General features: G+C 73.6%; 18 protein-coding genes. 11 read left to right on the top strand and 7 right to left on the bottom strand.

Annotated elements, in window-relative coordinates; translation table 11 throughout:
* Window positions 1-95: 95 nt before the first annotated feature.
* The 6 genes from trpC to lgt all read left to right on the top strand — a co-directional run bounded on the left by trpC (window position 96) and on the right by lgt (window position 6,021).
* On the top strand, window positions 96-905 hold the full coding sequence (gene trpC, locus DDQ41_RS02825) for an indole-3-glycerol phosphate synthase TrpC (protein WP_109293039.1): 810 nt from the start codon (window positions 96-98) through the stop codon (window positions 903-905).
* Between the two features lie 8 nt (window positions 906-913).
* Window positions 914-1,129 carry a tryptophan biosynthesis modulator TrpM gene (gene trpM / locus DDQ41_RS02820; protein ID WP_109293038.1) on the top strand — a complete coding sequence of 72 codons (216 nt, stop codon included), beginning with the start codon at window positions 914-916 and terminating at the stop codon, window positions 1,127-1,129.
* Between the two features lie 69 nt (window positions 1,130-1,198).
* Window positions 1,199-2,503, top strand: coding sequence for a tryptophan synthase subunit beta (gene trpB / locus DDQ41_RS02815; RefSeq protein WP_109293037.1), 1,305 nt, complete (start codon window positions 1,199-1,201; stop codon window positions 2,501-2,503).
* Window positions 2,500-3,336 (top strand): tryptophan synthase subunit alpha, encoded by an 837-nt coding sequence (gene trpA, locus DDQ41_RS02810; protein ID WP_109293036.1) that lies wholly within the window; start codon window positions 2,500-2,502, stop codon window positions 3,334-3,336. The genes trpB and trpA overlap by 4 nt, the downstream gene beginning before the upstream one ends.
* A gap of 107 nt (window positions 3,337-3,443) precedes the next feature.
* Window positions 3,444-4,277 (top strand): DsbA family protein, encoded by an 834-nt coding sequence (locus DDQ41_RS02805; protein ID WP_109293035.1) that lies wholly within the window; start codon window positions 3,444-3,446, stop codon window positions 4,275-4,277.
* Between the two features lie 694 nt (window positions 4,278-4,971).
* Window positions 4,972-6,021, top strand: a complete 1,050-nt coding sequence (lgt, locus tag DDQ41_RS02800) for a prolipoprotein diacylglyceryl transferase (protein WP_109293034.1) — start codon at window positions 4,972-4,974, stop codon at window positions 6,019-6,021.
* 602 nt (window positions 6,022-6,623) lie between these two features.
* Here the strand turns inward: lgt and DDQ41_RS02795 are convergent.
* From DDQ41_RS02795 to DDQ41_RS02765, 6 genes are all read right to left on the bottom strand, one after another.
* On the bottom strand, window positions 6,624-7,424 hold the full coding sequence (locus DDQ41_RS02795) for an HpcH/HpaI aldolase/citrate lyase family protein (RefSeq protein ID WP_109293033.1): 801 nt from the start codon (window positions 7,422-7,424) through the stop codon (window positions 6,624-6,626).
* The gene (locus tag DDQ41_RS02790; RefSeq protein ID WP_109293032.1) at window positions 7,421-8,671 is read right to left on the bottom strand and encodes a CaiB/BaiF CoA transferase family protein; all 1,251 of its coding nucleotides are present in this window, start codon (window positions 8,669-8,671) and stop codon (window positions 7,421-7,423) included. Before DDQ41_RS02790 ends, DDQ41_RS02795 begins: the two co-directional genes overlap by 4 nt.
* A 271-nt stretch (window positions 8,672-8,942) precedes the next feature.
* Window positions 8,943-10,436 carry an ADP-ribosylglycohydrolase family protein gene (locus DDQ41_RS02785; protein ID WP_109293031.1) on the bottom strand — a complete coding sequence of 498 codons (1,494 nt, stop codon included), beginning with the start codon at window positions 10,434-10,436 and terminating at the stop codon, window positions 8,943-8,945.
* Window positions 10,433-11,599 (bottom strand): ADP-ribosylglycohydrolase family protein, encoded by a 1,167-nt coding sequence (locus tag DDQ41_RS02780; protein WP_109293030.1) that lies wholly within the window; start codon window positions 11,597-11,599, stop codon window positions 10,433-10,435. Before DDQ41_RS02780 ends, DDQ41_RS02785 begins: the two co-directional genes overlap by 4 nt.
* A 73-nt stretch (window positions 11,600-11,672) precedes the next feature.
* A complete protein-coding gene (locus tag DDQ41_RS02775; RefSeq protein WP_262508334.1) occupies window positions 11,673-13,208 on the bottom strand; it encodes an ADP-ribosylglycohydrolase family protein in 1,536 nt (511 codons plus the stop codon).
* 623 nt (window positions 13,209-13,831) lie between these two features.
* Window positions 13,832-14,827 carry an ADP-ribosylglycohydrolase family protein gene (locus DDQ41_RS02765; protein WP_109293029.1) on the bottom strand — a complete coding sequence of 332 codons (996 nt, stop codon included), beginning with the start codon at window positions 14,825-14,827 and terminating at the stop codon, window positions 13,832-13,834.
* A 233-nt stretch (window positions 14,828-15,060) separates the two neighbouring features.
* Between DDQ41_RS02765 and DDQ41_RS02760 the strand changes: the two genes are divergently transcribed.
* The 3 genes from DDQ41_RS02760 (at window position 15,061) to DDQ41_RS02750 (ending at window position 22,420) form a co-directional block, all read left to right on the top strand.
* Window positions 15,061-15,789 carry a VIT1/CCC1 transporter family protein gene (locus tag DDQ41_RS02760; protein ID WP_109293028.1) on the top strand — a complete coding sequence of 243 codons (729 nt, stop codon included), beginning with the start codon at window positions 15,061-15,063 and terminating at the stop codon, window positions 15,787-15,789.
* 564 nt (window positions 15,790-16,353) lie between these two features.
* Window positions 16,354-20,967, top strand: a complete 4,614-nt coding sequence (gltB, locus tag DDQ41_RS02755; RefSeq protein WP_109293027.1) for a glutamate synthase large subunit — start codon at window positions 16,354-16,356, stop codon at window positions 20,965-20,967.
* Entirely contained in the window at window positions 20,960-22,420 is a 1,461-nt protein-coding gene (locus DDQ41_RS02750; protein ID WP_109293026.1) for a glutamate synthase subunit beta, read from the top strand. The genes gltB and DDQ41_RS02750 overlap by 8 nt, the downstream gene beginning before the upstream one ends.
* Window positions 22,421-22,949: 529 nt before the next feature.
* Here DDQ41_RS02750 and DDQ41_RS02745 read toward each other — a convergent pair.
* Entirely contained in the window at window positions 22,950-23,672 is a 723-nt protein-coding gene (locus DDQ41_RS02745; protein WP_109293025.1) for a GntR family transcriptional regulator, read from the bottom strand.
* Between the two features lie 156 nt (window positions 23,673-23,828).
* Between DDQ41_RS02745 and DDQ41_RS02740 the strand changes: the two genes are divergently transcribed.
* Window positions 23,829-24,026 carry a hypothetical protein gene (locus DDQ41_RS02740; protein ID WP_109293024.1) on the top strand — a complete coding sequence of 66 codons (198 nt, stop codon included), beginning with the start codon at window positions 23,829-23,831 and terminating at the stop codon, window positions 24,024-24,026.
* Window positions 24,023-24,253, top strand: coding sequence for a DUF7848 domain-containing protein (locus DDQ41_RS02735; RefSeq protein WP_109293023.1), 231 nt, complete (start codon window positions 24,023-24,025; stop codon window positions 24,251-24,253). The genes DDQ41_RS02740 and DDQ41_RS02735 overlap by 4 nt, the downstream gene beginning before the upstream one ends.
* Window positions 24,254-24,260: the final 7 nt, after the last annotated feature.

Genomic DNA, 24,260 nt, shown 5'->3' with positions numbered 1-24,260 from the left:
GCGTCAACCGGATGCGGAGCCATCGCCCGTATCCGGATACCATCGGGATTGCCGACAGTGATCCATCATCAACCTCCCGGAAGGGGGCCGCTCGCGTGAGTGTGCTCGACGAGATCATCGACGGCGTGCGCGCCGACCTCGCGGAGCGGCAGGCGCGCGTCAGCCTCGACGAACTCAAGGAGCGTGCGGCCAAGGGGCCCCAGGCCAAGGACGGTGTCGCCGCGCTGCGCGGCGACGGCGTGAAGGTCATCTGCGAGGTGAAGCGCTCCAGCCCGTCCAAGGGCGCGCTCGCCGCCATCGCCGACCCCGCCGGGCTGGCCGCCGACTACGAGGCGGGCGGCGCGGCCGTCATCTCCGTCCTCACCGAGGAGCGCCGCTTCGGCGGCTCGCTCCAGGACATGGAGGCCGTGCGGGCCCGGGTGGACGTGCCGGTGCTCCGCAAGGACTTCATCGTCACGTCGTACCAGCTGTGGGAGGCCCGTGCGTACGGTGCCGACCTGGTCCTGCTGATCGTCGCCGCACTCGACCAGCAGGCCCTCGTCTCCCTGATCGAGCGCGCCGGGTCCATCGGGCTCACCCCGCTCGTCGAGGTCCACGACGAGGACGAGGTCGAGCGTGCCGTGGACGCCGGAGCCAGGATCATCGGGGTCAACGCGCGCAACCTCAGGACCCTCGAGGTCGACCGGTCCACCTTCGAGCGGGTCGCGCCCGAGATCCCCGCGGGAGTCGTCAAGATCGCCGAGTCCGGTATCCGCGGCCCGCACGACCTGATCGCCTACGCCAACGCCGGCGCCGACGCGGTGCTGGTGGGGGAGTCCCTGGTCACCGGCCGTGACCCGAAGTCCGCGGTGGCCGATCTGGTCGCCGCCGGCGCCCACCCGGCGCTTCGGCAGGGCAGGGACTGACCCGCTCCATGACCGCCGTCGCCCGCCGCACGCCCACCGCCGCCCCCGGCCTCCAACGGCCGGGCCGGGCGGCGGCGGGTGCCGGCGAACCGCATGCCCCACTGGCGCGCGGCTGCCGTCCGCGCGGCTGCCGCGCCCCGGCCCGGCGGGTGCACGGACGGCGGGTCAGATACGTCATCGGCGACGAGCCCGGCCAGGTCAACGGCATGCGATGGCGCCGCTGAGCGATTCGCTCGCACCGCACGCCGTCACCCATCATCTCTTCGGCTCACCCGCACACGAGGAGTCCTGGCATGCCCAGCCAATACTTCGTACCCGACCCCGAGGGCCGGGTGCCGGACGCCGCCGGCTACTTCGGCGACTTCGGCGGAACGTTCATTCCCGAGGCGCTCGTCGCCGCCGTCGACGAGGTGGCCGCCGAGTACGACAAGGCCAGGTCCGACCCGGCCTTCGCATCCGAACTCGACGACCTGCTCGTCCACTACACGGGACGGCCCAGCGCCCTGACCGAGGTGCCCCGCTTCGCCGGGCACGCGGGCGGCGCCCGGGTCTTCCTCAAGCGCGAGGACCTCAACCACACCGGCTCGCACAAGATCAACAACGTGCTGGGGCAGGCGCTGCTGACCCGGCGCATGGGAAAGACCCGCGTCATCGCCGAGACCGGCGCCGGTCAGCACGGTGTGGCCACCGCCACCGCCTGCGCCCTCTTCGGCCTCGACTGCACCATCTACATGGGCGAGATCGACACCGAGCGCCAGGCGCTGAACGTCGCACGGATGCGCATGCTCGGCGCCGAGGTCGTGCCGGTGAAGTCCGGCAGCCGCACCCTGAAGGACGCCATCAACGAGGCGTTCCGCGACTGGGTCGCCAACGTCGACCACACCCACTACCTCTTCGGCACGGTCGCCGGCCCGCATCCCTTCCCGGCGATGGTCCGCGACTTCCACCGGGTCATCGGCACCGAGGCCCGGCGCCAGATCCTGGAGCGCACGGGCCGCCTCCCGGACGCCGCCGTCGCCTGCGTCGGCGGCGGCTCCAACGCCATCGGCCTGTTCCACGCGTTCATCCCGGACGGGAGCGTGCGCCTGGTGGGCTGCGAGCCCGGGGGCCACGGCGTCGAGACCGGCGAGCACGCGGCCACCCTGACCGCGGGCGAGCCGGGCATCCTGCACGGCTCGCGCAGCTACGTCCTCCAGGACGACGAGGGGCAGATCACCGAGCCGTACTCGATCTCGGCCGGTCTGGACTACCCGGGCATCGGCCCCGAGCACGCCTACCTCAAGGACTCCGGACGCGGCGAGTACCGGGCCGTGACCGACGACGCCGCCATGCAGGCGCTGCGGCTGCTCTCCCGCACGGAGGGCATCATCCCGGCCATCGAGTCCGCGCACGCCCTGGCCGGCGCGATCGAGGTCGGCAAGGAACTCGGCAAGGACGGGCTGATCCTGGTCAGCCTGTCCGGCCGGGGCGACAAGGACATGGACACCGCCGCCCGCTACTTCGGGCTGTACGACGCCGACGGCGGTGCCGCGACCGACGCCTCGGTGGCGGCGGACGCCGCGGGCGAGGTCGCGGAGATCGAGGGAGACGCCACGTGAGCGGGAACACGAGCGGGAACATCAGGCTGCTGAGCGACACCCTCGCACGGGCGAAGTCCGAGGACCGGGCCGCCCTGATCGCCTACCTCCCGGCCGGTTTCCCCACCGTGGACGGCGGCATCGAGGCGATCAGGGCCGTCCTCGACGGCGGCGCCGACATCGTGGAGGTGGGCCTGCCGCACAGCGACCCGGTGCTGGACGGGCCGGTCATCCAGACCGCCGACGACATCGCCCTGCGCGGCGGCGTCAGGATCGCGGACGTGATGCGCACCGTGCGGGAGGCCCACACCGCCACGGGCAAACCGGTCCTCGTGATGACCTACTGGAACCCGATCGACCGGTACGGCGTCGAGCGCTTCACCGCCGAACTCGCCGAGGCCGGCGGCGCGGGCTGCATCCTGCCCGACCTGCCGGTCCAGGAATCCGAGACATGGCGCGAGCACGCCGCGAAGCACGGGCTCGCCACGGTGTTCGTCGTGGCGCCCAGCAGCCGGGACGCACGGCTCGCCGAGATCACCGCCGCGGGCTCGGGCTTCGTCTACGCCGCCTCGCTGATGGGCGTCACCGGCACCCGCGAGTCCGTCGGGACCCAGGCCCGGGACCTGGTGCGGCGCACCCGGGCCACCGCCGCCGGCCGGGGCGGCCTCCCGGTGTGCGTCGGGCTGGGCGTCTCCGACGCCGAGCAGGCCGCCGAGGTCGCGGGCTTCGCCGACGGCGTGATCGTCGGCTCGGCCTTCGTCAAGCGGCTGCTCGACGCCGGTGACCACACGGCCGGAGTCGAGGCGGTGCGGGCACTGGCCGGTGAACTCGCGGAGGGCGTCCGCAAGCGGTGACCGGCGGGGCCGCCCGCCGCCGCGACGAGCGATCCGGTCGGCCGGCTCACCCGAACGGGTGGACATGAGACCGGGGAGGCGCCTGCGCGCCTCCCCGGTTCGTTGCTGTGGTCGTGAGCGAGAACAACCAAGACGGAATGCGGGCCGCGCGCGAGCGGCTCAAGCGCGAACGCGAACTCCACAAGAACCGCGAGAAGCGACGGCGCCTGCTGATCGTGTCCGCCGCGGTGGTCGGCGTGCTGGGCCTGGCCGCGGTGGTCGGTGTGATCGCGGCGGGCGGTGGCGGGAAGGACGAGGGGTCCACCGCGGGCGGCCCGGTGGTCGCCCCGAGCGGAGCCCAGGGCGAGGACGCGCTCGCGCTTCCGGCGGGCCCGGACGGAGCGCCGTCCACGCTCACGGTCTGGGAGGACTTCCGCTGCCCCGCCTGTGCCCAGTTCGAGAACGTGATGAGGGACACGATCCACGAGCTGACCGACTCGGGTCAGCTCAGGGTCAGGTACCACCTCGCGACGATCATCGACGGCGGCATGGGCGGCAGCGGCTCGCTCCGGGCCGCGAACGCCGCCGCGTGCGCGCAGGACGCCGGGAAGTTCGTGGAATACCACGACGTGCTGTTCCAGAACCAGCCTCCGGAGACCGAGGACGCCTTCGCGGACAACGAGCGGCTGATCGAACTGGCGGGCGAGGTGCCGGGCCTGGCCACCCCCGCGTTCACCGAGTGCGTCGAGTCCGGCAGGCACGACGCCTGGGTGGCGAAATCCGACCAGGCCTTCGAGGAGAAGAACTTCCGGGGCACCCCGACGGTGCTCCTCAACGGCGAGTCCGTGTTCCCGCAGAAGGACGGCGAGCAGCTCAGCCCCGAGAACCTGCGGAAGTGGGTCGCCGAGGCCGACCGGGACAAGCAGCGGCGCACGGGGCAGCCGAGCCCGGCCGCCTCCTGACGCGGCCGCATCCGGTGTGCAATCCGCGGCGGCGGCGGCGGCAGGGTCGGGGCGAACGGGGGCGCGTCCGTCCCTCCCGCCTCCGCGGTCGCGCATGCACACCGTCCCAGCCGAACAACTCCCGGTGGAAGTGCTCCCCCGGCTCCGCGGTCGCGCATGCCCACCCGCCCCCGGGCGCCTGTGCGTCCCGGGTGCTCGCCCCCGGGTGCCGGTGCGTCCCGGGTGCTCGCCCCGGGTACCTGTGCGTCCCGGGAGTCTGTGCGTCGCCGTGTCCGTGCGTCCGTGCGTCCGTGCGTTCGTGGGTTCGCGTGTCCGCGTGTCCGCGTGTCCGTGCGTTGTGCGTTTGGGCGTTCGTGCGTCCGGAAGGCTGTACGTCCCCCCGGCGTCCCCCGGAGTCCCCCAGCGTTCCGTCGAGTGTCCCGTGGCTCCGCTTCGGGGGTTTCGGCGGCGTCGGCCGGTCGAGTCCGGCCCCGCTGGTGTGCGCACAGGCCCGTGGGCGGCGGCCGCGTGCGCGCGGGCCGGTCCCGGGCGCTTCCCTCTACCCCCAGGGGCTGCACGCGGCGGCGGTGTGCGCGCGGGCCGGTCGCGCGGGGGCCCCTCGGACGGCGCCCGCGCGGGCCGCGGGGCCTGTTATGCAGACGTTGCGCGGTCGGTTGCCGTGCCCGGGGCCCGGCAGGGTAGCGTCGGACCTGCCATGGACCTTGCCTACATTCCCAGCCCGTCCACCGGTGTCGTCCACCTCGGACCGCTTCCGCTGCGCGGCTATGCCTTCTGCATCATCATCGGCGTCTTCGTGGCCGTCTGGTACGGCAACAAGCGCTGGATCGCCCGCGGCGGCAAAGCCGGCACCGTGGCGGACATCGCCGTGTGGGCCGTCCCCTTCGGCCTCGTCGGCGGCCGCCTGTACCACGTGATCACCGACTACCAGCTGTACTTCGGCGAGGGCCGGAACTGGGTCGACGCCTTGAAGATCTGGGAGGGCGGCCTCGGCATCTGGGGCGCCATCGCGCTCGGCGCGGTCGGTGCGTGGATCGGCTGCCGCCGCCGCGGTATCCCGCTGCCCGCGTACGCCGACGCCATCGCGCCCGCCATCGCCTTCGCACAGGCGATCGGCCGCTGGGGCAACTGGTTCAACCAGGAGCTGTACGGCAGGCCGACGGACCTGCCGTGGGCCCTCGAGATCAGCGAGGGTGTGAACCGGGAGGCCGGGCTCTACCACCCGACGTTCCTCTACGAGTCGCTGTGGTGTGTCGGTACGGCGTTGCTGGTGATCTGGGCGGACCGCCGCTTCCGGCTCGGTCACGGCAGGGCGTTCGCGCTGTACGTCGCCGCGTACTGCGCGGGCCGGGCCTGGATCGAGTACATGCGTGTGGACGAGGCGCACCACGTCCTCGGCCTCCGGCTGAACGTCTGGACGGCGATGCTGGTCTTCGTCCTGGCCGTGGTCTACATCGTGGTCTCCGCCCGGCTTCGCCCGGGCCGCGAGGAGACCGTCGAGCCCGCGGCTGTGCGGCAGGGCGAGGACGGCGAGAAGGGCGCGGACGGCCAGAAGGACGAGGACGGCCAGAAGGACGAGGACGGCGAGAAGGGCGGGGGCGGTACCGGGGACACTCCGGGCGACGCGGCCGGCGCGGACCCCGACTCCTCGTCCGACTCCGGCGGGACTCCCGGCTCGGGGACGCCGTCACCGGGCAGGGAAGCCGAGGGCGACCCGGCCGACTCCGGGTCCGCGAACAGGAACTGACCGGGGGCACGGCCCCGTGCGCCGAGTGCCCCGGACCAGGTCGTGCCCCGCGATGTGGTGTAGGTGATCAGGTGCTTCACGTTCCGGTTCGAGGCCCATGGCGATCTCCGTGGGGACGGCAACCCACGAAGCGTCCCGCTGAAACGGGTTGAACATCCAATCCGGCCGAGTCACCGTCTCCGACCTGCGGCTTCCGCCGTCCTGATCCCCTACACCACCCGGCGGGACGCGATCCCGGGGCCGCCCGGCCGCCACGGCCGAGTGCCCCGGGGCTTCGGCGTCCCTCCGGCTCTGCGCGCGATGACCGGGGGATCCCGTCGTGCCGGTCCGCGGCCTGGAGCGGTCCGCAGGGGCGGGAAGGCCGGGCGTCCCGGGCGTCCCGGGGACCCCGAGGACGCGGTGCGTGACCGCCTCTGCCGGACCGCGCTGCGGAGTCGTGCGGTGGAGTCGTGCCGTGGGGAACCGCCACCCGGCCCCCGCGGTGCCGGCCCCGTCTGCGGTTCGCCGCCGCCCTTGCAGCCCGCAAGCCCGCAAGCCCGCAGCCCGCAGCCCGCGGGCCGCCGGGGCGGCACCGGTGGCCGGGGCGCCCGACCGCCGGTGCGTCACGCGCCGTCGCGGCCGGCGAGGGAGAGTGTGCGTTGGGCCGCGGCGACGACCGCCGCGTCCACGAAGCGGCCGTCGGGGAGGGCCAGGGCGCCCGCGTCCGTCGCCGCAGCCGCCTTGACGACCTCCTCGGCCGCCTCCACCTCCTCGGCGCTGGGCAGGTAGGCGCGCTCGATCACCGGGAGCTGCCGGGGGTGGATGGCGGCCCTGCCGAGGAACCCCAGGGAGCGGCCGTGGGCGCAGGACGCAGCCAGGCCGTCCAGGTCGCGGATGTCGGGGAACACCGACTGCGTCGGCGGGGGCAGCCCCGCGGCGCGGGCGGCGACGACGACGCGGCTGCGCGGCCAGTCCAGTCCGGTGTCGTCGCGTACTCCCAGGTCCGCCCGGAGGTCCGCCTCACCGAGTGAGATGCCGCGCACCGCGGGGTCGGCCGTCGCGATGGCGAAGGCGTGCTCCACCCCGCCCGCCGACTCCAGCAGCGCGTACAGCCCCTTGCCGGGAGCCAGTCTCGCCGGGCCCCGGATGTCGGTGGCGTGTGTCACCTTGGGGATGCGCAGAGCCGCCAGGCCCGGCAGGCGGGCCAGCGGGGCGATGTCCCGTTCCGTGTGGATGCGGACGTGGACCGGCACGGGCTGAGGGGAGGAGAGCATTTCGGCGGTGGCCGCGAGGGCGTACGCCTTGCGGTGCGGCGCGACCGCGTCCTCCAGGTCGACGATCACGATGTCGGCACCCGAGGAGAGCGCCTTGCCGACCACCTCGGGCCGGTCGCCGGGTGCGTACAGCCAGGTGAGCGGGGTCACAGGGCGCCTTCCGCGCGCAGGGCGGCGATTCTGCCGGGGGTGAGCCCGAGTTCCCCGAGTACGGAGTCGGTGTCCGCTCCGTGCGGACGGCCGGCCCAGCGGATGCCGCCCGGGGTCTCGGAGAGGCGGAAGAGGACGTTCTGCATGCGGATGGGCCCGAGTTCCGGATCGGGGACCTCGGTGACGCTGCCGAGTGCCCGGTACTGGGGGTCGGCCATGACGTCCCTTACGTCGTAGACGGGGGCGACCGCGGCCTCGGCCTTGTCGAAGGCGGCGACGACCTCCTCCTTGGTGTGGCGGGCGATCCAGGCGCCGACGGCCTCGTCGAGAACCTCGGCGTGCTCCGCCCGGCCGCTGCCCGAGGCGAACCACGGCTCGGACACCAGCTCAGGTCGGCCGACGAGCCGCATCACGCGTTCGGCCACGGACTGCGCGGAGGTGGAGACGGCGAGCCAGCTGCCGTCGGCCGCGCGGTAGGTGTTGCGGGGGGCGTTGTTGCGTGAGCGGTTGCCGGTGCGGGGCTGGACGTAGCCGAGCTGGTCGTACCAGATGGGCTGCGGCCCCAGCACGGTGAGGATGGGCTCGATGATGGCCATGTCGACGACCTGGCCGCGACCGGTGGCGGAACGGGCGGTGAGCGCGGTCATCACGGCGTAGGAGGTGGCGAGCGCCGCGATGGAGTCGGCGAGACCGAAGGGCGGCAGCGTGGGCGGGCCGTCCGGTTCACCGGTGAGCGCGGCGAACCCGCTCATGGCCTCGGCGAGGGTGCCGAAACCGGGCCGGTGGCAGTACGGGCCGAACTGGCCGAAGCCCGTGACCCGGGCCAGTACCAGCCGGGGACTGGCGGCGCTCAGCTCCTCCCAGCCCAGCCGCCACCGCTCCAGCGTGCCGGGGCGGAAGTTCTCGATGACGACGTCCGCGGTGGCGGCGAGCGTCAGGAACGTCTCGCGGCCGCCGGGGGCGGACAGGTCGAGCGTGATGGTCCGCTTGTTGCGGCCGAGCAGCTTCCACCACAGACCGATGCCGTCCTTGCCGGGGCCGTGGCCGCGCGACGGGTCGGCTCTGCGGGGGTGCTCGACCTTGATCACATCGGCGCCGAAGTCGCCCAGCATCGTCGCCGCGAGCGGCCCGGCGAAGAGGGTGGCCAGATCGAGGACGCGTAGCCCGGCGAGCGGCCCGCTCGCGGCGGGCGCATCGGCCGGGACGGAGGGGCGGGCGGCGGCACCGGTGGTGTCGGGGTGGTGCATGGGGGCTCCTTGCGAGTCTCCTGCGGGTCGTGCGTGGTGCGGCGGCTTCGCGGGGGTGCGGGGGCTTCGCGGGGGTGCGGGGGCGCAGGGCTCATGCGGTGCGGTCGGTGCGGTCGGTGCGGTCGGTGCGGTGAGTACGGGCGGTGCGGTCGGTAGGGGCGGTGCGGGCGGTGCGGTTGGCGTCGATGGCTCGGGTGGACTCGGTGGTTCAGGGGGTCCGGGTGGCCTCGGTGGTTCGGGTGGTTCGGGTGGTTCGGGCGGTTCGGGTGGTTCAGGGGGTCCGGGTGGCGTCTGCGTCTGCGTCGGCATCGGTGGAGTGGGCGTACGTGAGGCGGGCGAGTGTGTCGAAGCCGACGCCGTCGAACCCGCCGACGGTGGTGGCGAGACGGTTGTCGAGCGGAGCGGTCCAGGACTCGGGCAGGCGGCCGGGGCTCCCGGCGAGCAGTCCGGTCAGCGAGCCGGCGGTGGCGCCGTTGGAGTCCGTGTCCCAGCCGCCCGACACGGCACGGCAGATGCTGCCGGTGAAGTCGCCGTCCGCGTGGGTGAGCGCGGCGGCGAGCAGCGCCGCGTTGGGGACGGCGTGCACCCAGTGGTAGGCACCGTACGCGGAGTGCAGCCGGTCCACGACGGTGTCGAAGTCGTGGTGCGCGGCGGCGGTGGCGATGCCGTGGCGGACGGCCGCGGCGAGCCGTGAGCGGGGCGGGACGACACGGAGCCCCTCGCGCAGGCATGTGTGCACGTCCGCGGCCCCGCCGGCCGCGACGGCCAGTGCCGCCGCGACGAACATGGCCCCGTGGACGCCGTTCGCGGTGTGGGTGAGCACCGCGTCGCGATGGGCCTGCTCGGCCGCCGCGGCCGGGTCGCCGGGGTGGGTCCAGCCGTGCACGTCGGCCCGGATGGCGGCGCCGATCCACTCCCGGAAGGGGTTGTGCCGGGTCGCGGTCTCCGGCGGTTCCACACCCTGGAGGAGGTTGCGGTACGCCACCCGTTCGGCGGTGAACGTACGCCCGGCGGGGAGTTCGTCCAGCCAGAGCCGGGCGACGTCGGCGGTGCCGAAGTCCCTTCCGTACCGCTGGAGGAGGAGCAGGTTCAGCAGTGGGTAGTCGAGGTCGTCGTCCTCGGGCATGCCGTCGATGTTCTCGGCGAGCGAGGTGGCGGCCGAGCGGCGGTTCCAGGGGTGGGCGGCCAGCAGCCCGGGAGGCACGCCCTTCGCGGTGAACCACGTCGACAGCGGCCAGTTGCCGGCCGCGCGGGCGAGTGCGCGGATGGCGTGCAGGGGGAGCTTCTCCACGGGTTTGCCGAGCAGGCAGCCCGCCGCCCGGCCGAGCCAGGCGGCGTGCAGTCGCTGCTCCGGCGGGCTGCTCGTCGCGTGCCCGAGCCCGGTCCGCGGCGCGCCGTCCGTGCCGTGCCGGTGGACGCGCCGGGTCCGGTCGTCCGTGCCGTGCCCCTCCCGCCCGGGCAGGTCCCGCGGCCGCGGAACGGGCCAGTCGGGGCACGCCGCCCTGATGGCGGGCAGGCCCGTCGGCTCGCGGTCGGCGAACGGAGCGGGGAGCGCGTCGAGTTCGTCCAGCAGCCGGGTCGCCAGCGCTCGCAGCCGCGGCGGGGCGGGCCGCGGCGATGCGCCTGCGGCCGGGGGCGCCGGAGTGCCGCCCGCCGCCCGCCAGCGGTGGGCGACCGCCGAGGCGTCCCGGCCGTCCTCGGCGGCCTGGCGCAGCTCGTGGCCGACCAGGTCCTCGGGCTGGACCCAGGTGAGCCGGAGGTTCACCGGGCGTCCGCCAGTCCGGCGAAGGCGGCCTCGTGCGCCCGGCGGCGCCTGGTGTCGCGGGCGAAGATCTCGTACGCGACCTCCGTCAGCGTCCTGGCCGGGGCGTGCAGGTCGAGGCGGCTGGCCTCGGCGACGGTCTTCACCCAGTCGGCCGGGACCGGTCCCTCGCCGTGCAGCGCGCCCGCGAGCGCCCCGGACATCGTGGCGATCGAGTCGCAGTCCCTGCCGTAGTTCACGGAACCCAGCACGGTCCTGCGGTAGTCGCCGCCGCCGATGAGGAGCATGCCCAGCGCGACGGGGAGTTCCTCGACGGAGTGCAGCCGGGAGGGGCGGCGGGCGGCCAGGGATGGGGCGCGGTAGTCGGGCCCGACGGTGTCGAACGGTGCGACCGCCTCCCGGAGCGGACGGAGCGCGGGCTCGAAGTCGTCGTGGCGGGACGCGACTTCGGACACCGCCTCGATCGCCGAGCGGGTGCCGTCCTTGGCGAGCGAGAGGCAGGTCTCGATGACGGACTCCGGGCTCGCCCCGGGTGCGCAGGCCGCGGCGACGGCGGCGGCGAGGACGCCCGCGGCCTCACGTCCGTACGAGGACTGGTGGGCGCCCGCCACGTCCAGGGCCTCCGCGTAGGCGGCGGCCGGGTTGGCCGCGTTGACCAGCCCGACCGGGGCCATGTACATGGCCGCACCGCAGTTGACGATGTTCCCGGTGCCGGCCTCGCGCGGGTCGACATGGCCGTAGTGCAGCCGGGCCGCGAGCCACTTCTCGGCGAGGAACACCCGTTGGAGCGGCAGGGCCTCGGCCTCCAGTTCGGGGATCCAGCGCGGCGTTGAGACGAGGTCCGGTACGAGGTGGTCGGCGACCGAGTAGGCGTCGAGGTGGTCCCGGACGGCGGCGTAGACGCGGACGAGGGCGTGTGTCATCAGGGTGTCGTCGGTGACGTGCCCGTCCCCCTTGTGGTACGGCGCGATGGGGCGGGCGGTGCGCCAGTCGCCGCCGTGCCAGGGGCCGACGACCCCCCGGACGCGGCCGCCGTGGCGCTCCACGATCTGCTCCGGGGTGTATCCCTCGACCGGCCCGCCGAGCGCGTCGCCGACCGCGGCGCCGACGAGGGAGCCGGTGATCCGGTCGTCGAGCGTGGCGACCGCGTGCGCTGAGAGTGTCATGCCGGAATTGTCCACCCGGGGTGGGCGCGGGTGAGGCAGGCGGCGTCGGGGATTCGCGTCCGGGAGAGGCGAGTTACGGACCCGCGGTCCGGCCGGCACCTCCTGCTCCTGCTCCTGCTCCTGCTCCGGCGGTGGCGGTGGCGGTGGCGGTGGCAGCGGCGGTGGCAGCGGGAGCGGGAGCAGCGGCGGAGGCCGCCGGGGTCGCCGAGGCCGCCGGGGTCGCCGAGGTCGCCGGGGCCGCCGAGGCGGAGGACGGCGGGGTGTGCGGCGCGGCCGGGGCGGCGTCCGTCGGGTGGGTGACGCGGGCCAGCAGCCCGGCGAGTTCCACCAGGTCCGTGCCGGCGAGCCGGGGGAGGGCGCAGCCGGCCAGGGTGCGGCAGGCGTCCCGCCAGGCCGCGGGCACGGCCGCCGCCCCGCCGAGGGCCCCGGTCAGCGCGCCGGCGAGGGCGGGCGCGGAGTCGGCGACCCGTGACAGGCACGCGGCCGCGGGCAGGGCCCCGCTCATCCGGCCGCGCGCCGCCGTCACCAACGCGAGGGCGACGGGCACCGTCTCGGCCGCGGCGATGCCGTAGCTGTAGACGTGGTCGACGATCTGGTGCTCCAGCAGGGGCACCAGGGAGAAGGCGTCCTCCGCGCGGCGGGCGAGCACCAGGGCGTGCCGGGCGTTGCGGCCGATCTCGGTGGCCTCGGGGAGTTCGGCCAGGGCGGCGCCGACAGCCGCGTCCGCGGTCGCGCCGCCGAGCGCCGCGGCGACCGCGGCCGCCATGGCGCGGGCGCCGTGCACACCGTCGCCGTCCTGGGTGTAGCGCGCGTCGAACTCGGCCAGCTCGGCGGCGGCCCGGGGGTCGCCCGGGTGGACGGCGGCGAGCACGGCGGCGCGCACGCAGGCGGCGTCGTCGAAGTAGTGCGGGTTGTCGTGGCCGGTGGCGGGCGGGCGCAGTCCGGTGGCGAGATTGCCCAGCCCCGCGCGTACGGAGATCCGGGCACGCAGGGGAGGCACGGCCGCCTCGACCTCCGGTGCCCGGGCCTCAGCCGCGGCGATCTCTCCGGCGAGGGTGTTCCAGGCGAGGTCGACCGCGGTACGCACCCGGCGGCCGGGGGCCAGGCCGTCGAACCGCTCACCCGCGGAGGCGAGGACCGTCTCGGCGGCGAAGGCGGCCCACTCCGCGTCGTCGGACGGGCCGAGGCGCAGAGGTTCCGGGGGCTGGTTCAGGGCGATCGGGACCGGCAGCGTGGTCGTGGCGTTCTGCTCGGCGAACGTGTCGAGTTCACGGGTGAGACGCCGCGTCCACTCGGGCATCCGCGCGGCCCGGTGCCGGGCCGCCGGCCACCCCGCGGCGTCACCGGCGGCGAGCCCGAGCAGCAGCCCCTCGAGCCGTTTGCGGTATCCGTCGCGGGTACGGGAAGCGGTGCGCGTGCCCGTGGAGGCCGACTCGCCGGGGCGGGCCGCCGCGCGGTGCGGCCGGCACGAGTACCCCCACCCCGTACCGGGGCCGAGGCTCCCGGCCCCGGCACGGGGGGAGTCCGGGCGCCGGGTCCGCGCGGCGGCCGTGCCGCCGTCCGCCGCCGCGGCGGACTCCCGGCCGCTGGGTTGCGGACGGAGTGGCATCCGTCCCGCCCCGTACTCCGGCCGCCCCGCCGGGCGTGAGTGCTCCGGCCGGTCCGGGCGGTGCCGTGCGGCGGGGTCCGCGCCCGCGGGGGCGGCCGGGGGCCGGGGGGTCGCGGGGGAGTCGTCGGGGCCGGACCGGTTCCGTGCGGCGTGGTCCGGGCGCGCGTGCACGTGCGCGCCTGTGTCTGTGTCTGTGTCTGTGTCTGCGTCTGTGCCTGTGCCTGTGCCTGTGCCTGTGCCTGTGCCTGTGCCTGTGCCCGTGCCTGTGCCCGTGCCCGTGCCCGTGCCTGCGTTCGTGTCTGCGTTCGTGTTCGTGTTTGCGGGCTCGGCCCGGGGCGCGTGGGTCGGGCCGGGCCCGGCCGCGCCCGCGTCCGCCGGGTCCCGCGGTTGCCGCGCGTCCGGGGTCTTCTCGTGGTCCGGTCGCGTCTCCTCTTCCGGGGTCTTCTCCGGCTCCGGTCGCGTTTCCCGGCCCGGGGCCCGCCCCGCGCCGGGTGCGACCGCCCCCGGCCCGTCGCCCGGGGCGTCCCGGGTGTCCGGTGCCGGGTCCGGTGCCGGGTCCGGCGGCGATTCCGGGGAGTCGGGAGCGGGCTGGTCCGCACTGGTGGAGTCGAGTGGGCGGGGGGTCATGACGGGGCCTCGGTGTCGTCGTACGGAGTGAGCAGGTCCGCGATGTCGAGGACGTGGTAGCCCCGCATGGAGGGGAGGCAGCTGCCCCGGACCGGGCCGATCGCGGCGGCCCAGTCCGGCGGGATGGCGGTGGCGCCCGACATCGCCCCGGCCAGCGCGCCCGCGACCGCCGCGGTGGTGTCGGCGTCGCGGCCCATGTTGACCGCGGTCAGCACCGATGTGCGGAAGTCGCCCCGGGCCGCGGCGAACGCGCCGAAGGCCAGTCCGACCGCCTCGGGCGCCAGGTCGGTCCACGGGTAGCCGCCGACGACGACCGCGGAACGGACCGTCCGTTCCCGGCCGAGCGGATCCGTTCCCGCGCGTTCCGCCGCGACGACCGCCCGGCGCATGGAGCGCGACGTCCAGGAGTCCAGGGGCACGGCGGAGAGGGCGGCGCCGATCACTCCCGCCGGACCGGCCCCCGCCATCGCGGCGGCCACCCCGGCCGCCACCGCCTGCCCGCCGTAGATGCCCTCGCCGTCGTGGCTCACGCAACCGTCGACGGCCACCAGCCGGGCCGCCTCGCGGGGGGAGCCCGCGGCGAACACCCCGAACGGCGCCGCCCGTATGGCGAGCCCGTCGCTCCAGGCGTGCCGGTGCTGCGCGGTGATGGGCGCCGCCAGCCCGCGGCGCAGGTTCTCCAGCGTGCCGCGCTCGCTGAAGCCGGCCCCCCGGAACGGGCCCTCGTCCAGGTCGGCGATCCAGTGGTGCCACGCCTTCTCGACGTGCGCCACGGTGAGCGCCGATCCGTGGCGGGCGAGCAGCAGCCCGGAGAAGATCGCGTACTCGGTGTCGTCCGTGCCCGCGGGGTTGTCGGTCACGAAGCCCTCGATACGGCCCCAGCGGCGGCGGATCTCGGAGGGCCGCATGTTCTCCGCCGGTGCGCCGAGGGCGTCGCCCACGGCCAGCCCCAGGAGCGCGCCGCGGGCCCGATCGCATGCAGTCCAGTCCACCGCGCCACTCCTTACGCCCCTGCGGGCCCGTTCCCCGATCTGTCCCACGCGGGACGGCGGGTGCGGGCGCGGGAAACCCCGGTTCATACATCCGGACCAGGGCGGAGCCCACCGCCCTGACCAGGTAAGTAAAGCCTGCCTTGCTGGCGCGCCCCTTACATTGCGCGTACTTTCGGGAGCGGAAACGGGGGCGGGGCGCGGACGCGGACCGCCCCGGGAGCGAGGGGAGAACCGTGTCCATCATCGAGACCGAGGCGGCGCTGCACGAGGCGCACCGCGACAACCACACGCACCGGGACGTCAACGGCGGCTGGCTGCGCCCCGCGGTGTTCGGCGCGATGGACGGGCTGGTGTCCAACCTCGCCCTGATGAGCGGTGTCGCGGGCGGTTCCGCGTCCCCGCAGACCATGGTGATCACGGGTCTCGCCGGTCTGGCGGCGGGTGCCTTCTCCATGGCCGCCGGCGAGTACACCTCGGTCGCCTCGCAGCGCGAACTCGTCCAGGCGGAACTCGAGGTCGAGCGCCGCGAGCTGCACAAGCACCCGGTCGACGAGATGGAGGAGCTGGCCGCGCTGTACGCGGCGCGCGGTGTCGAGCCCCGGCTCGCCCGCGAGGTGGCCGTGCAGCTGTCCAGGGACCCGGAGCGGGCACTGGAGATACACGCCCGCGAGGAGCTGGGCATCGACCCGGACGACCTGCCCTCACCGACGGTCGCCGCCGTCTCGTCCTTCGTGTCGTTCGCCCTGGGTGCGCTGCTGCCGGTCCTGCCCTACCTCCTGGGTGCGACGTCGCTGTGGCCGGCGGTGCTGCTGGCGCTCCTGGGACTGTTCGCCTGCGGGGCGCTGGTGTCCAGGGTGACCGCCCGCGGCTGGTGGTCCAGCGGGCTCCGGCAGCTGGCCCTGGGCGGTGCCGCCGCGGCCGTGACATACGGGATCGGAAGCCTGGTCGGGGCCGCCGTGTAGCGCTTGTCCGGTGCCGGGTCGGGCAGCGTCCGCCCCGTCGCGGTGCCGGGCGCGGCCGGCCCGGTGGGACGTGTGCCGCCGAACCGCCGAGTAGGCCCGTCACGAGGCCGGTCCGGCGCCCGGCGATGCACCGCGCCGGGCACCGCTCCCCGACGGGCGGACCGTGCCCGCGGCCTCCGGGAGATCCTTCCGGAGGCCGTGACGTGTTTCTCGTCGCGGCCCTGCTCCCCTATCGGGCCGTGAGATGCGACACTTGTCCTTGGCCACACATCATGGGCCGTTACCCGGCGGTTTCGAATCCATGACCGCCGGGCATGAGCCACAAGCGCTGCGGGCAACGACGCCTGCTCTGTATCCGGGCCCGCGGACACCGATCCCAAGCCGATCCGTCCGCACCCGCCCCATCCGCGCCGCTACCAGATCCCATTGCGCGGTGTCCGCATGCTGGAATGGGTTGTCCGCTTCCCGAGAAGCACTCCATCATGTAACCTGCACGAAATTTCAGCGGAGGGCCAACGTCGTCCCTCGGCACCGCCATATGCCACGACGACGACGGGAGAGCCGATGCGTTCCGACGCCTGGTCGCCCATGGACGGTCGCCCCGCCCCGCAGGGGATGTACGACCCCCGTAACGAACACGACGCCTGCGGTGTCGGGTTCGTGGCCACCCTCACCGGTGTTGCCAGCCATGAGCTGGTCGAGCAGGCGCTGACCGTACTGCGCAACCTCGAGCACCGCGGCGCCACCGGCTCCGAGCCCGACTCGGGCGACGGCGCGGGCATCCTGCTCCAGGTCCCCGACGCCTTCCTGCGCGAGGTCGCCGGGTTCGAACTCCCCGAGGCCGGTTCGTACGCCGTCGGCATCGCCTTCATCCCCCAGGGCGCCGAGGACCAGGCCGTCTCGCGGATCGAGACGATCGCCGCCGAGGAGGGCCTGGACGTCCTGGGCTGGCGCGACGTCCCCGTCGCCCCCGAGCTGCTGGGCGCCACCGCCCGCTCCACGATGCCCGTCTTCCGTCAGCTCTTCGTGAGCGGCGCCGCCTCCCGGGCCGAAGGCTCCGCGGAAGGCTCCGCGGAAGGCTCCGCGGAAGGCCGGATCAGCGGCCTCGCCCTCGACCGCAGGGCGTTCGTGCTGCGCAAGCGCGCCGAGCGCGAGGCGGGCGTCTACTTCCCGTCGCTCTCCGCCCGCACCGTCGTCTACAAGGGCATGCTGACCACCGGCCAGCTGGAGCCCTTCTTCCCGGACCTCTCGGACCGCCGCTTCGCCACCGCCGTGGCCCTGGTCCACTCCCGGTTCTCCACCAACACCTTCCCGAGCTGGCCGCTCGCCCACCCGTACCGCTTCGTGGCGCACAACGGTGAGATCAACACCGTCAGGGGCAACCGCAACTGGATGCGGGCCCGGGAGTCGCAGCTGGTCAGCGAGCTGTTCGGAGAGAGGGACCTGGAGCGGATCTTCCCGGTCTGCACCCCGGACGCCTCCGACTCCGCCTCCTTCGACGAGGTCCTGGAACTGCTGCACCTCGGCGGCCGCTCGCTGCCCCACAGCGTGCTGATGATGGTCCCCGAGGCGTGGGAGAACCACGACTCCATGGACCCGGCCCGGCGCGCCTTCTACCGCTACCACTCCACGATGATGGAGCCCTGGGACGGCCCGGCCTGCGTCACCTTCACCGACGGCACCCGGGTCGGCGCGGTCCTCGACCGCAACGGCCTGCGCCCCGGCCGCTACTGGGTCACCGACGACGGCCTGGTCGTCCTCTCCTCCGAGGTCGGCGTCCTGGACATCGACCCCGCCAGGGTCGTCCGCAAGGGCCGCCTCCAGCCCGGCCGGATGTTCCTCGTCGACACCGCCGAGCACCGCATCATCGAGGACGACGAGATCAAGGCCGCACTGGCCGCCGAGCACCCCTACGAGGAGTGGCTCGACGCCGGGATCATCGAGCTGGGCGACCTGCCCGAGCGCGAGCACATCGTCCACACCCACGCCTCGGTCACCCGCCGCCAGCAGACCTTCGGCTACACCGAGGAGGAGCTGCGCGTCCTGCTCGCGCCGATGGCCCGCACCGGCGCCGAGCCGATCGGCTCCATGGGCACCGACTCGCCGATCGCGGCCCTGTCCGAGCGCCCGCGGCTGCTCTTCGACTACTTCACCCAGCTGTTCGCGCAGGTCACCAACCCGCCGCTGGACGCCATCCGCGAGGAACTCGTCACCTCGCTGCTCTCCTCCCTCGGCCCGCAGGGCAACCTGCTGGAGCCGACCGCGGCGTCCTGCCGTTCGGTAACCCTGCCGTTCCCGGTGATCGACAACGACGAGCTGGCCAAGCTCATCCACATCAACGCCGACGGCGACATGCCCGGCATGAAGGCCGTCACCCTGTCCGGCCTCTTCCGGGTCTCCGGCGGCGGCGACGCCCTCGCCGCCCGGCTGGACGAGGTCTGCGCCGAGGCCGACGCCGCCATCGACGGCGGCGCCCGGCTGATCGTGCTCTCCGACCGGCACTCCGACGCCGAGCACGCGCCGATCCCGTCGCTGCTGCTCACCTCCGCCGTCCACCACCACCTCATCCGCACCAAGCAGCGCACCCAGGTGGGCCTGCTGGTCGAGGCCGGCGACGTCCGCGAGGTGCACCACGTCGCGCTGCTCATCGGCTACGGCGCCGCCGCGGTCAACCCGTACCTGGCGATGGAGTCCGTGGAGGACCTGCTGCGCGCCGGGACCTTCATCGACGGCCTGGAGCCCGAGCGGGCGATCCGCAACCTGATCAAGGCCCTCGGCAAGGGCGTCCTCAAGGTCATGTCCAAGATGGGCATCTCGACCGTCGCCTCCTACCGCGGCGCCCAGGTCTTCGAGGCCGTCGGCCTCGACGACGCCTTCGTCGCCCAGTACTTCGACGGCACCGCCACCAAGATCGGCGGCGCCGGCCTGGACGTGATCGCCGCCGAGGTCGCCGCCCGGCACGCCAAGGCCTACCCGGCCAGCGGCATCGCCCCGGCGCACCGTGCGCTCGAGATCGGCGGCGAGTACCAGTGGCGCCGCGAGGGCGAGCCGCACCTGTTCGACCCGGAGACCGTCTTCCGCCTGCAGCACGCCACGCGCACCAGGCGGTACGACATCTTCAAGAAGTACACGGACCGGGTGAACGAGCAGTCCGAGCGCCTGATGACGCTGCGCGGCCTGTTCGGCTTCAAGTCCGGCCGCCCGCCCGTCCCCCTCGACGAGGTCGAGCCGGCCGCCGGGATCGTCAGGCGCTTCTCCACCGGCGCCATGTCGTACGGCTCCATCTCCAAGGAGGCGCACGAGACCCTCGCCATCGCCATGAACCAGCTGGGCGGCAAGTCCAACACCGGTGAGGGCGGCGAGGACCCGGAGCGCCTGTACGACCCGGCGCGCCGCTCCAGCATCAAGCAGGTCGCCTCCGGCCGCTTCGGCGTGACGTCCGAGTACCTGGTCAACGCGGACGACATCCAGATCAAGATGGCCCAGGGCGCCAAGCCCGGCGAGGGCGGCCAGCTGCCCGGCCCCAAGGTCTACCCGTGGGTCGCCAAAACCCGGCACTCCACCCCGGGCGTCGGACTGATCTCCCCGCCGCCGCACCACGACATCTACTCCATCGAGGACCTGGCGCAGCTGATCCACGACCTCAAGAACGCCAACCCGGCCGCCCGCATCCATGTGAAGCTGGTGTCCGAGGTCGGCGTCGGCACGGTCGCCGCGGGCGTCTCCAAGGCCCACGCGGACGTCGTCCTCATCTCCGGCCACGACGGCGGCACCGGCGCCTCGCCGCTCACCTCGCTGAAGCACGCCGGCGGCCCCTGGGAACTCGGCCTCGCCGAGACCCAGCAGACGCTGCTGCTCAACGGCCTCCGCGACCGCATCGTCGTGCAGACCGACGGCCAGCTGAAGACCGGCCGCGACGTCGTCATCGCCGCGCTGCTGGGCGCCGAGGAGTTCGGCTTCGCCACCGCGCCGCTCGTCGTCTCCGGCTGCATCATGATGCGCGTCTGCCACCTGGACACCTGCCCGGTCGGCATCGCCACGCAGAACCCCGTCCTGCGCGAGCGCTTCACCGGCAAGGCCGAGTTCGTCGTCAACTTCTTCGAGTTCATCGCCGAGGAGGTCCGCGAACTGCTCGCCGAGCTGGGCTTCCGCACCCTCGACGAGGCCGTCGGCCACGCCGAGCTGCTGGACACCACCCGGGCCGTGAACCACTGGAAGGCCCGGGGCCTGGACCTGGCACCGCTGTTCCACGTGCCGGACCTGCCCGAGGGCGCCGTCCGCCACCAGCTCGTCGAGCAGGACCACGGCCTCGAGAAGGCCCTGGACAACGAGCTGATCAGGCTGGCCGCGGACGCGCTGTCCGCCGCCACCGCGGAGGAGGCCCAGCCGGTCCGCGCACAGGTCGCGATCCGCAACATCAACCGGACCGTCGGCACCATGCTCGGCCACGAGGTGACCAGGAGGTACGGCGGCGCCGGCCTGCCCGACGACACCGTCGACATCACCTTCACCGGCTCCGCCGGCCAGTCCTTCGGCGCCTTCCTGCCGCGCGGCGTCACACTGCGCCTGGAGGGCGACGCCAACGACTACGTCGGCAAGGGCCTCTCCGGCGGCCGGATCGTCGTCCGCCCCGACCGCGGCGCCGACCACCTGGCCGAGTACTCGACCATCGCGGGCAACACCATCGCCTACGGCGCCACCGGCGGCGAGCTGTTCCTGCGCGGCCGCACCGGAGAGCGCTTCTGCGTCCGCAACTCCGGTGCGCTGGTGGTCTCCGAGGGCGTGGGCGACCACGGCTGCGAGTACATGACCGGCGGCCACGCCGTCGTCCTCGGCGAGACGGGACGCAACTTCGCGGCCGGCATGTCCGGCGGTGTCGCCTACGTCATCGACCTCGACGAGGACAACGTCAACGCCGGCAACGCCGACGCCGTCGAGACCCCGGGCGAGGCCGACAGGGAGTGGCTGCACGACGTCGTGCGCCGCCACCACGAGGAGACGGGCTCCACCGTGGCCGAGAAGCTCCTCGCCGACTGGCCCGCCGCCGCGGACCGGTTCAGCAAGATCATCCCGATCACGTACAAGGCCGTGCTCGCCGCCAAGGACGCCGCTGAGCTCGCCGGTCTCTCCGAGCGGGAGACCACCGAGAAGATGATGGAGGCGGCGACCCATGGCTGACCCCAAGGGCTTCCTGACCACCGGCCGCGAGGTCGCCGAGACCCGGCCCGTCGCCGAGCGCGTCAAGGACTGGAACGAGGTGTACGTCCCCGGCTCCCTGCTGCCGATCATCAGCAAGCAGGCCGGGCGCTGCATGGACTGCGGTATCCCGTTCTGCCACAACGGCTGCCCGCTCGGGAACCTCATCCCCGAGTGGAACGACTACGCCTACCGCGAGAACTGGCAGGCGGCGAGCGAGCGGCTGCACGCCACGAACAACTTCCCGGAGTTCACCGGACGGCTCTGCCCCGCCCCCTGCGAGGCGGCGTGCGTCCTCGGCATCAGCCAGCCCGCCGTCACCATCAAGAACGTCGAGGTCTCGATCATCGACAAGGCGTGGGACACGGGTGACGTGACACCGCAGCCGCCGGAGCGGCTGTCCGGCAAGACCGTCGCGGTCATCGGCTCGGGTCCGGCGGGCCTCGCCGCCGCCCAGCAGCTGACCCGCGCCGGCCACACCGTCGTCGTGTACGAGCGCGCCGACCGCGTCGGCGGTCTGCTGCGCTACGGCATCCCCGAGTTCAAGATGGAGAAGCGGCACATCAACCGCCGTATCGAGCAGATGCGCGCGGAGGGCACCAAGTTCCGCACCGGGATCGAGATCGGCCGCGACCTGACGGCGACGGACCTGCGCAAGCGCTTCGACGCGGTCGTCATCGCCGCCGGTGCCACCACCGCGCGCGACCTGCCGGTGCCCGGCCGCGAACTGAACGGCATCCATCAGGCGATGGAGTACCTGCCGCTCTCCAACAAGGTCGTCGAAGGCGACTTCGTCACCCCGCCGATCACCGCCGAGGGCAAGCACGTCGTCGTCATCGGCGGCGGCGACACCGGAGCCGACTGCGTCGGCACGGCCCACCGCCAGGGCGCCGCCTCCGTCACCCAGCTGGAGATCATGCCCCGCCCGGGCGAGGAGCGCGGCACCGGCCAGCCCTGGCCGACGTTCCCGATGCTCTACAAGGTGACGTCCGCGCACGAGGAGGGCGGCGAGCGGGTCTACTCCGTCTCCACCACCCACTTCGAGGGCGACGCGAACGGCGACGTCCGGTCGCTGCACCTCGTCGAGGTCGAGTTCGCCGACGGCCGGCCCGCCCCGAAGCCCGGCACGGAGCGGGCCATCCCCGCCCAGCTGGTCACCCTCGCCATGGGCTTCACCGGCACCGACGTCGAGAACGGCCTGGTCACCCAGTTCGGCCTGGCACTGGACGAGCGCGGTAACATCGCCCGTGACGCGGACTTCGCCACCAACATCGACGGCGTCTACGTCGCCGGCGACGCGGGCCGCGGCCAGTCCCTCATCGTCTGGGCCATCGCCGAGGGCCGCTCCGCGGCACGCGGGGTGGACCGCTACCTCACGGGCGCGAGCGAACTGCCCGCCCCCATCCGCCCGACGGACCGCGCCCTGACGGTCTGACCCGGCGAACACCGCGGACCGCGCTGACGGTCCCCCATAGACGTCCCGTACAAAGGCGTACGGAACAGACGCGGCGCCTGCCCCCGTCCCCGACCGGATGATGGGCGGGCGTCGCGGCATCTCCGGCAGTGACGGTACGCGCACGTAGCATCACCGCCCGTGGGAGGTCTCCGCCGACCGGCCACGCGGCGCACAGCCGTCCGAGAGGTGACAGGCCAGATCATCACCCAGGACGACAAGCGCTTCAACGAGCTGAAGCTGACGATTCCCACCCGCGGCCGGCCCGCGCAAGCTCACGGCAGCCTACGACCACCCGTTCTGGAGCCCTTCGGAAGAGCAATGGATAGAAGCCGGAGCCCTCAAGCCGGGCATGACTCTCCTCGGCAACGACGAGTCGACCACCCAGATACGGCAGAACCGCTCCTTCGCCCAGCACCAGACGACCTGCAATCTGACCGTCGCGGACATCCACGCGACGGCGTCCCCGAAGGTCGCAGGCCGGCTTCCGGGGGCGCTTCGTGTGGATCGGTCAGGGCTGGTAGTCGTAGCCGATGGTGAAGCGGGGCGGCAGGCACCATTCCCCGTACTCGATGATCCCCTCTGTGTCCGACCAGCGGTGGACGCCGGCCAGGACCGGAGAGCCGACCGGCAGCCCCAGCGCGCTCGCCTCTCGGGCGTCGGCGGGGCGGGCGTGCATGTCGTCGCGGGCGTGGGTGATCGTGCGCCCGGTGGCTTCCAGAACCCGGGTGGACAGTCCGTGATTGCGGCCCGGGGCCGTGTTCAGCAGATCCGCCACGAGGGCGGCGAACGGGGCCGGGTACCAGGTCACCGCGAACACGGTCCGGGTCTTGCCCCGGCCCGCCAGCCACTCGCGCCGCACCACCTGATCCCCGGCCTCCAGATCGAAGATCTCCGCCACGTACAGCGGCGGGATGATCAGCTCGGCGGCCGTCACCCGGCTCGTCTCGCCCTCGGCCAGGAACGACTTCACCCGCTGGACCCGGGTCAGCCGGTCCCGCGCTGACAACGTCCAGCGAGGGTCGTCGGCGACGTAGGTGCCCCTGGGGGTGGTGCGGATGAAGTTCTCCACCTGGAGAGCCTGCAAGGCCCGCGAGACCGTGGCGGCCGCGGCCTGCCACTGGCCGGCGATCTCCCGGTTCGTCGGCAGCTTGGCGCCGGGCTCAAGCTCTCCCGACAGGATGCGCTCCCGGAAGTGATCCGCGATCTTCGTGAACGTCTTGGGACTGGGCATAAGGCTTGCCCTTCTGTCGAGTTGACGTGATGTCAGTGAGGGCACACTAGTGCACTGCGAACTGTAGCGGGAGTGCTTCGGTCACTCGAATACTGAACTAGAGCGCCGAACTGTCAAGAGGTCGGCCATGTGATGTTCGAGAGGTGGCGATGTGCAGTGACGGAGCCGACCAGGTACTCGACCCCGCCAGTTGAACTCCCCTTGCGCCTGGAGGTGGAGCCGGTACCCGTAGAGGGCTGTGCGGGGTGCGCGGAGTTGGCCAACGTGCGCGACCGGGCTCGCGTGGTCGGCGATATGACCACCGTCAGCGACTGCAACGTCTACCTGCGACGCCACCCGGAGGGCCACCAATGAGCCCCCGCGCTGTATACCGGCACGTCGTTCACACCATCTGCCACGCGCCCGAAGGCGGCATCACCTACGAGGCGTTCTGCACCGCTGCCAACTGCGGAGCCGAATCCGGACCCCACGCCGAGCAGGAAGCCGCACAGGACTGGGCACTCCGCCATTCCGGACGCACCGGCCACGACCTGTTCAGACGGGTCTTCACCGACCACGCCCAGGTCACCCGAGCGGAGTAGAAACCCG

The sequence above is a fragment of the Streptomyces spongiicola genome, from assembly GCF_003122365.1.
Lineage (GTDB): Bacteria > Actinomycetota > Actinomycetes > Streptomycetales > Streptomycetaceae > Streptomyces > Streptomyces spongiicola.
The sequence above is the reverse complement of the archived record's forward strand: the minus strand, read 5'-3'. Positions and strand labels throughout refer to the sequence as shown.

Coding starts and splice junctions, on each gene's coding strand:
- trpM (WP_109293038.1), top strand. CDS start 914: ATGACCGCCGTCGCCCGCCGCACGCCCACCGCCGCCCCCGGCCTCCAA.
- trpB (WP_109293037.1), top strand. CDS start 1,199: ATGCCCAGCCAATACTTCGTACCCGACCCCGAGGGCCGGGTGCCGGAC.
- lgt (WP_109293034.1), top strand. CDS start 4,972: ATGGACCTTGCCTACATTCCCAGCCCGTCCACCGGTGTCGTCCACCTC.
- DDQ41_RS02790 (WP_109293032.1), bottom strand. CDS start 8,671: ATGCACCACCCCGACACCACCGGTGCCGCCGCCCGCCCCTCCGTCCCG.
- DDQ41_RS02780 (WP_109293030.1), bottom strand. CDS start 11,599: ATGACACTCTCAGCGCACGCGGTCGCCACGCTCGACGACCGGATCACC.
- DDQ41_RS02775 (WP_262508334.1), bottom strand. CDS start 13,208: ATGCCACTCCGTCCGCAACCCAGCGGCCGGGAGTCCGCCGCGGCGGCG.
- gltB (WP_109293027.1), top strand. CDS start 16,354: ATGCGTTCCGACGCCTGGTCGCCCATGGACGGTCGCCCCGCCCCGCAG.
- DDQ41_RS02750 (WP_109293026.1), top strand. CDS start 20,960: ATGGCTGACCCCAAGGGCTTCCTGACCACCGGCCGCGAGGTCGCCGAG.
- DDQ41_RS02745 (WP_109293025.1), bottom strand. CDS start 23,672: ATGCCCAGTCCCAAGACGTTCACGAAGATCGCGGATCACTTCCGGGAG.
- DDQ41_RS02735 (WP_109293023.1), top strand. CDS start 24,023: ATGAGCCCCCGCGCTGTATACCGGCACGTCGTTCACACCATCTGCCAC.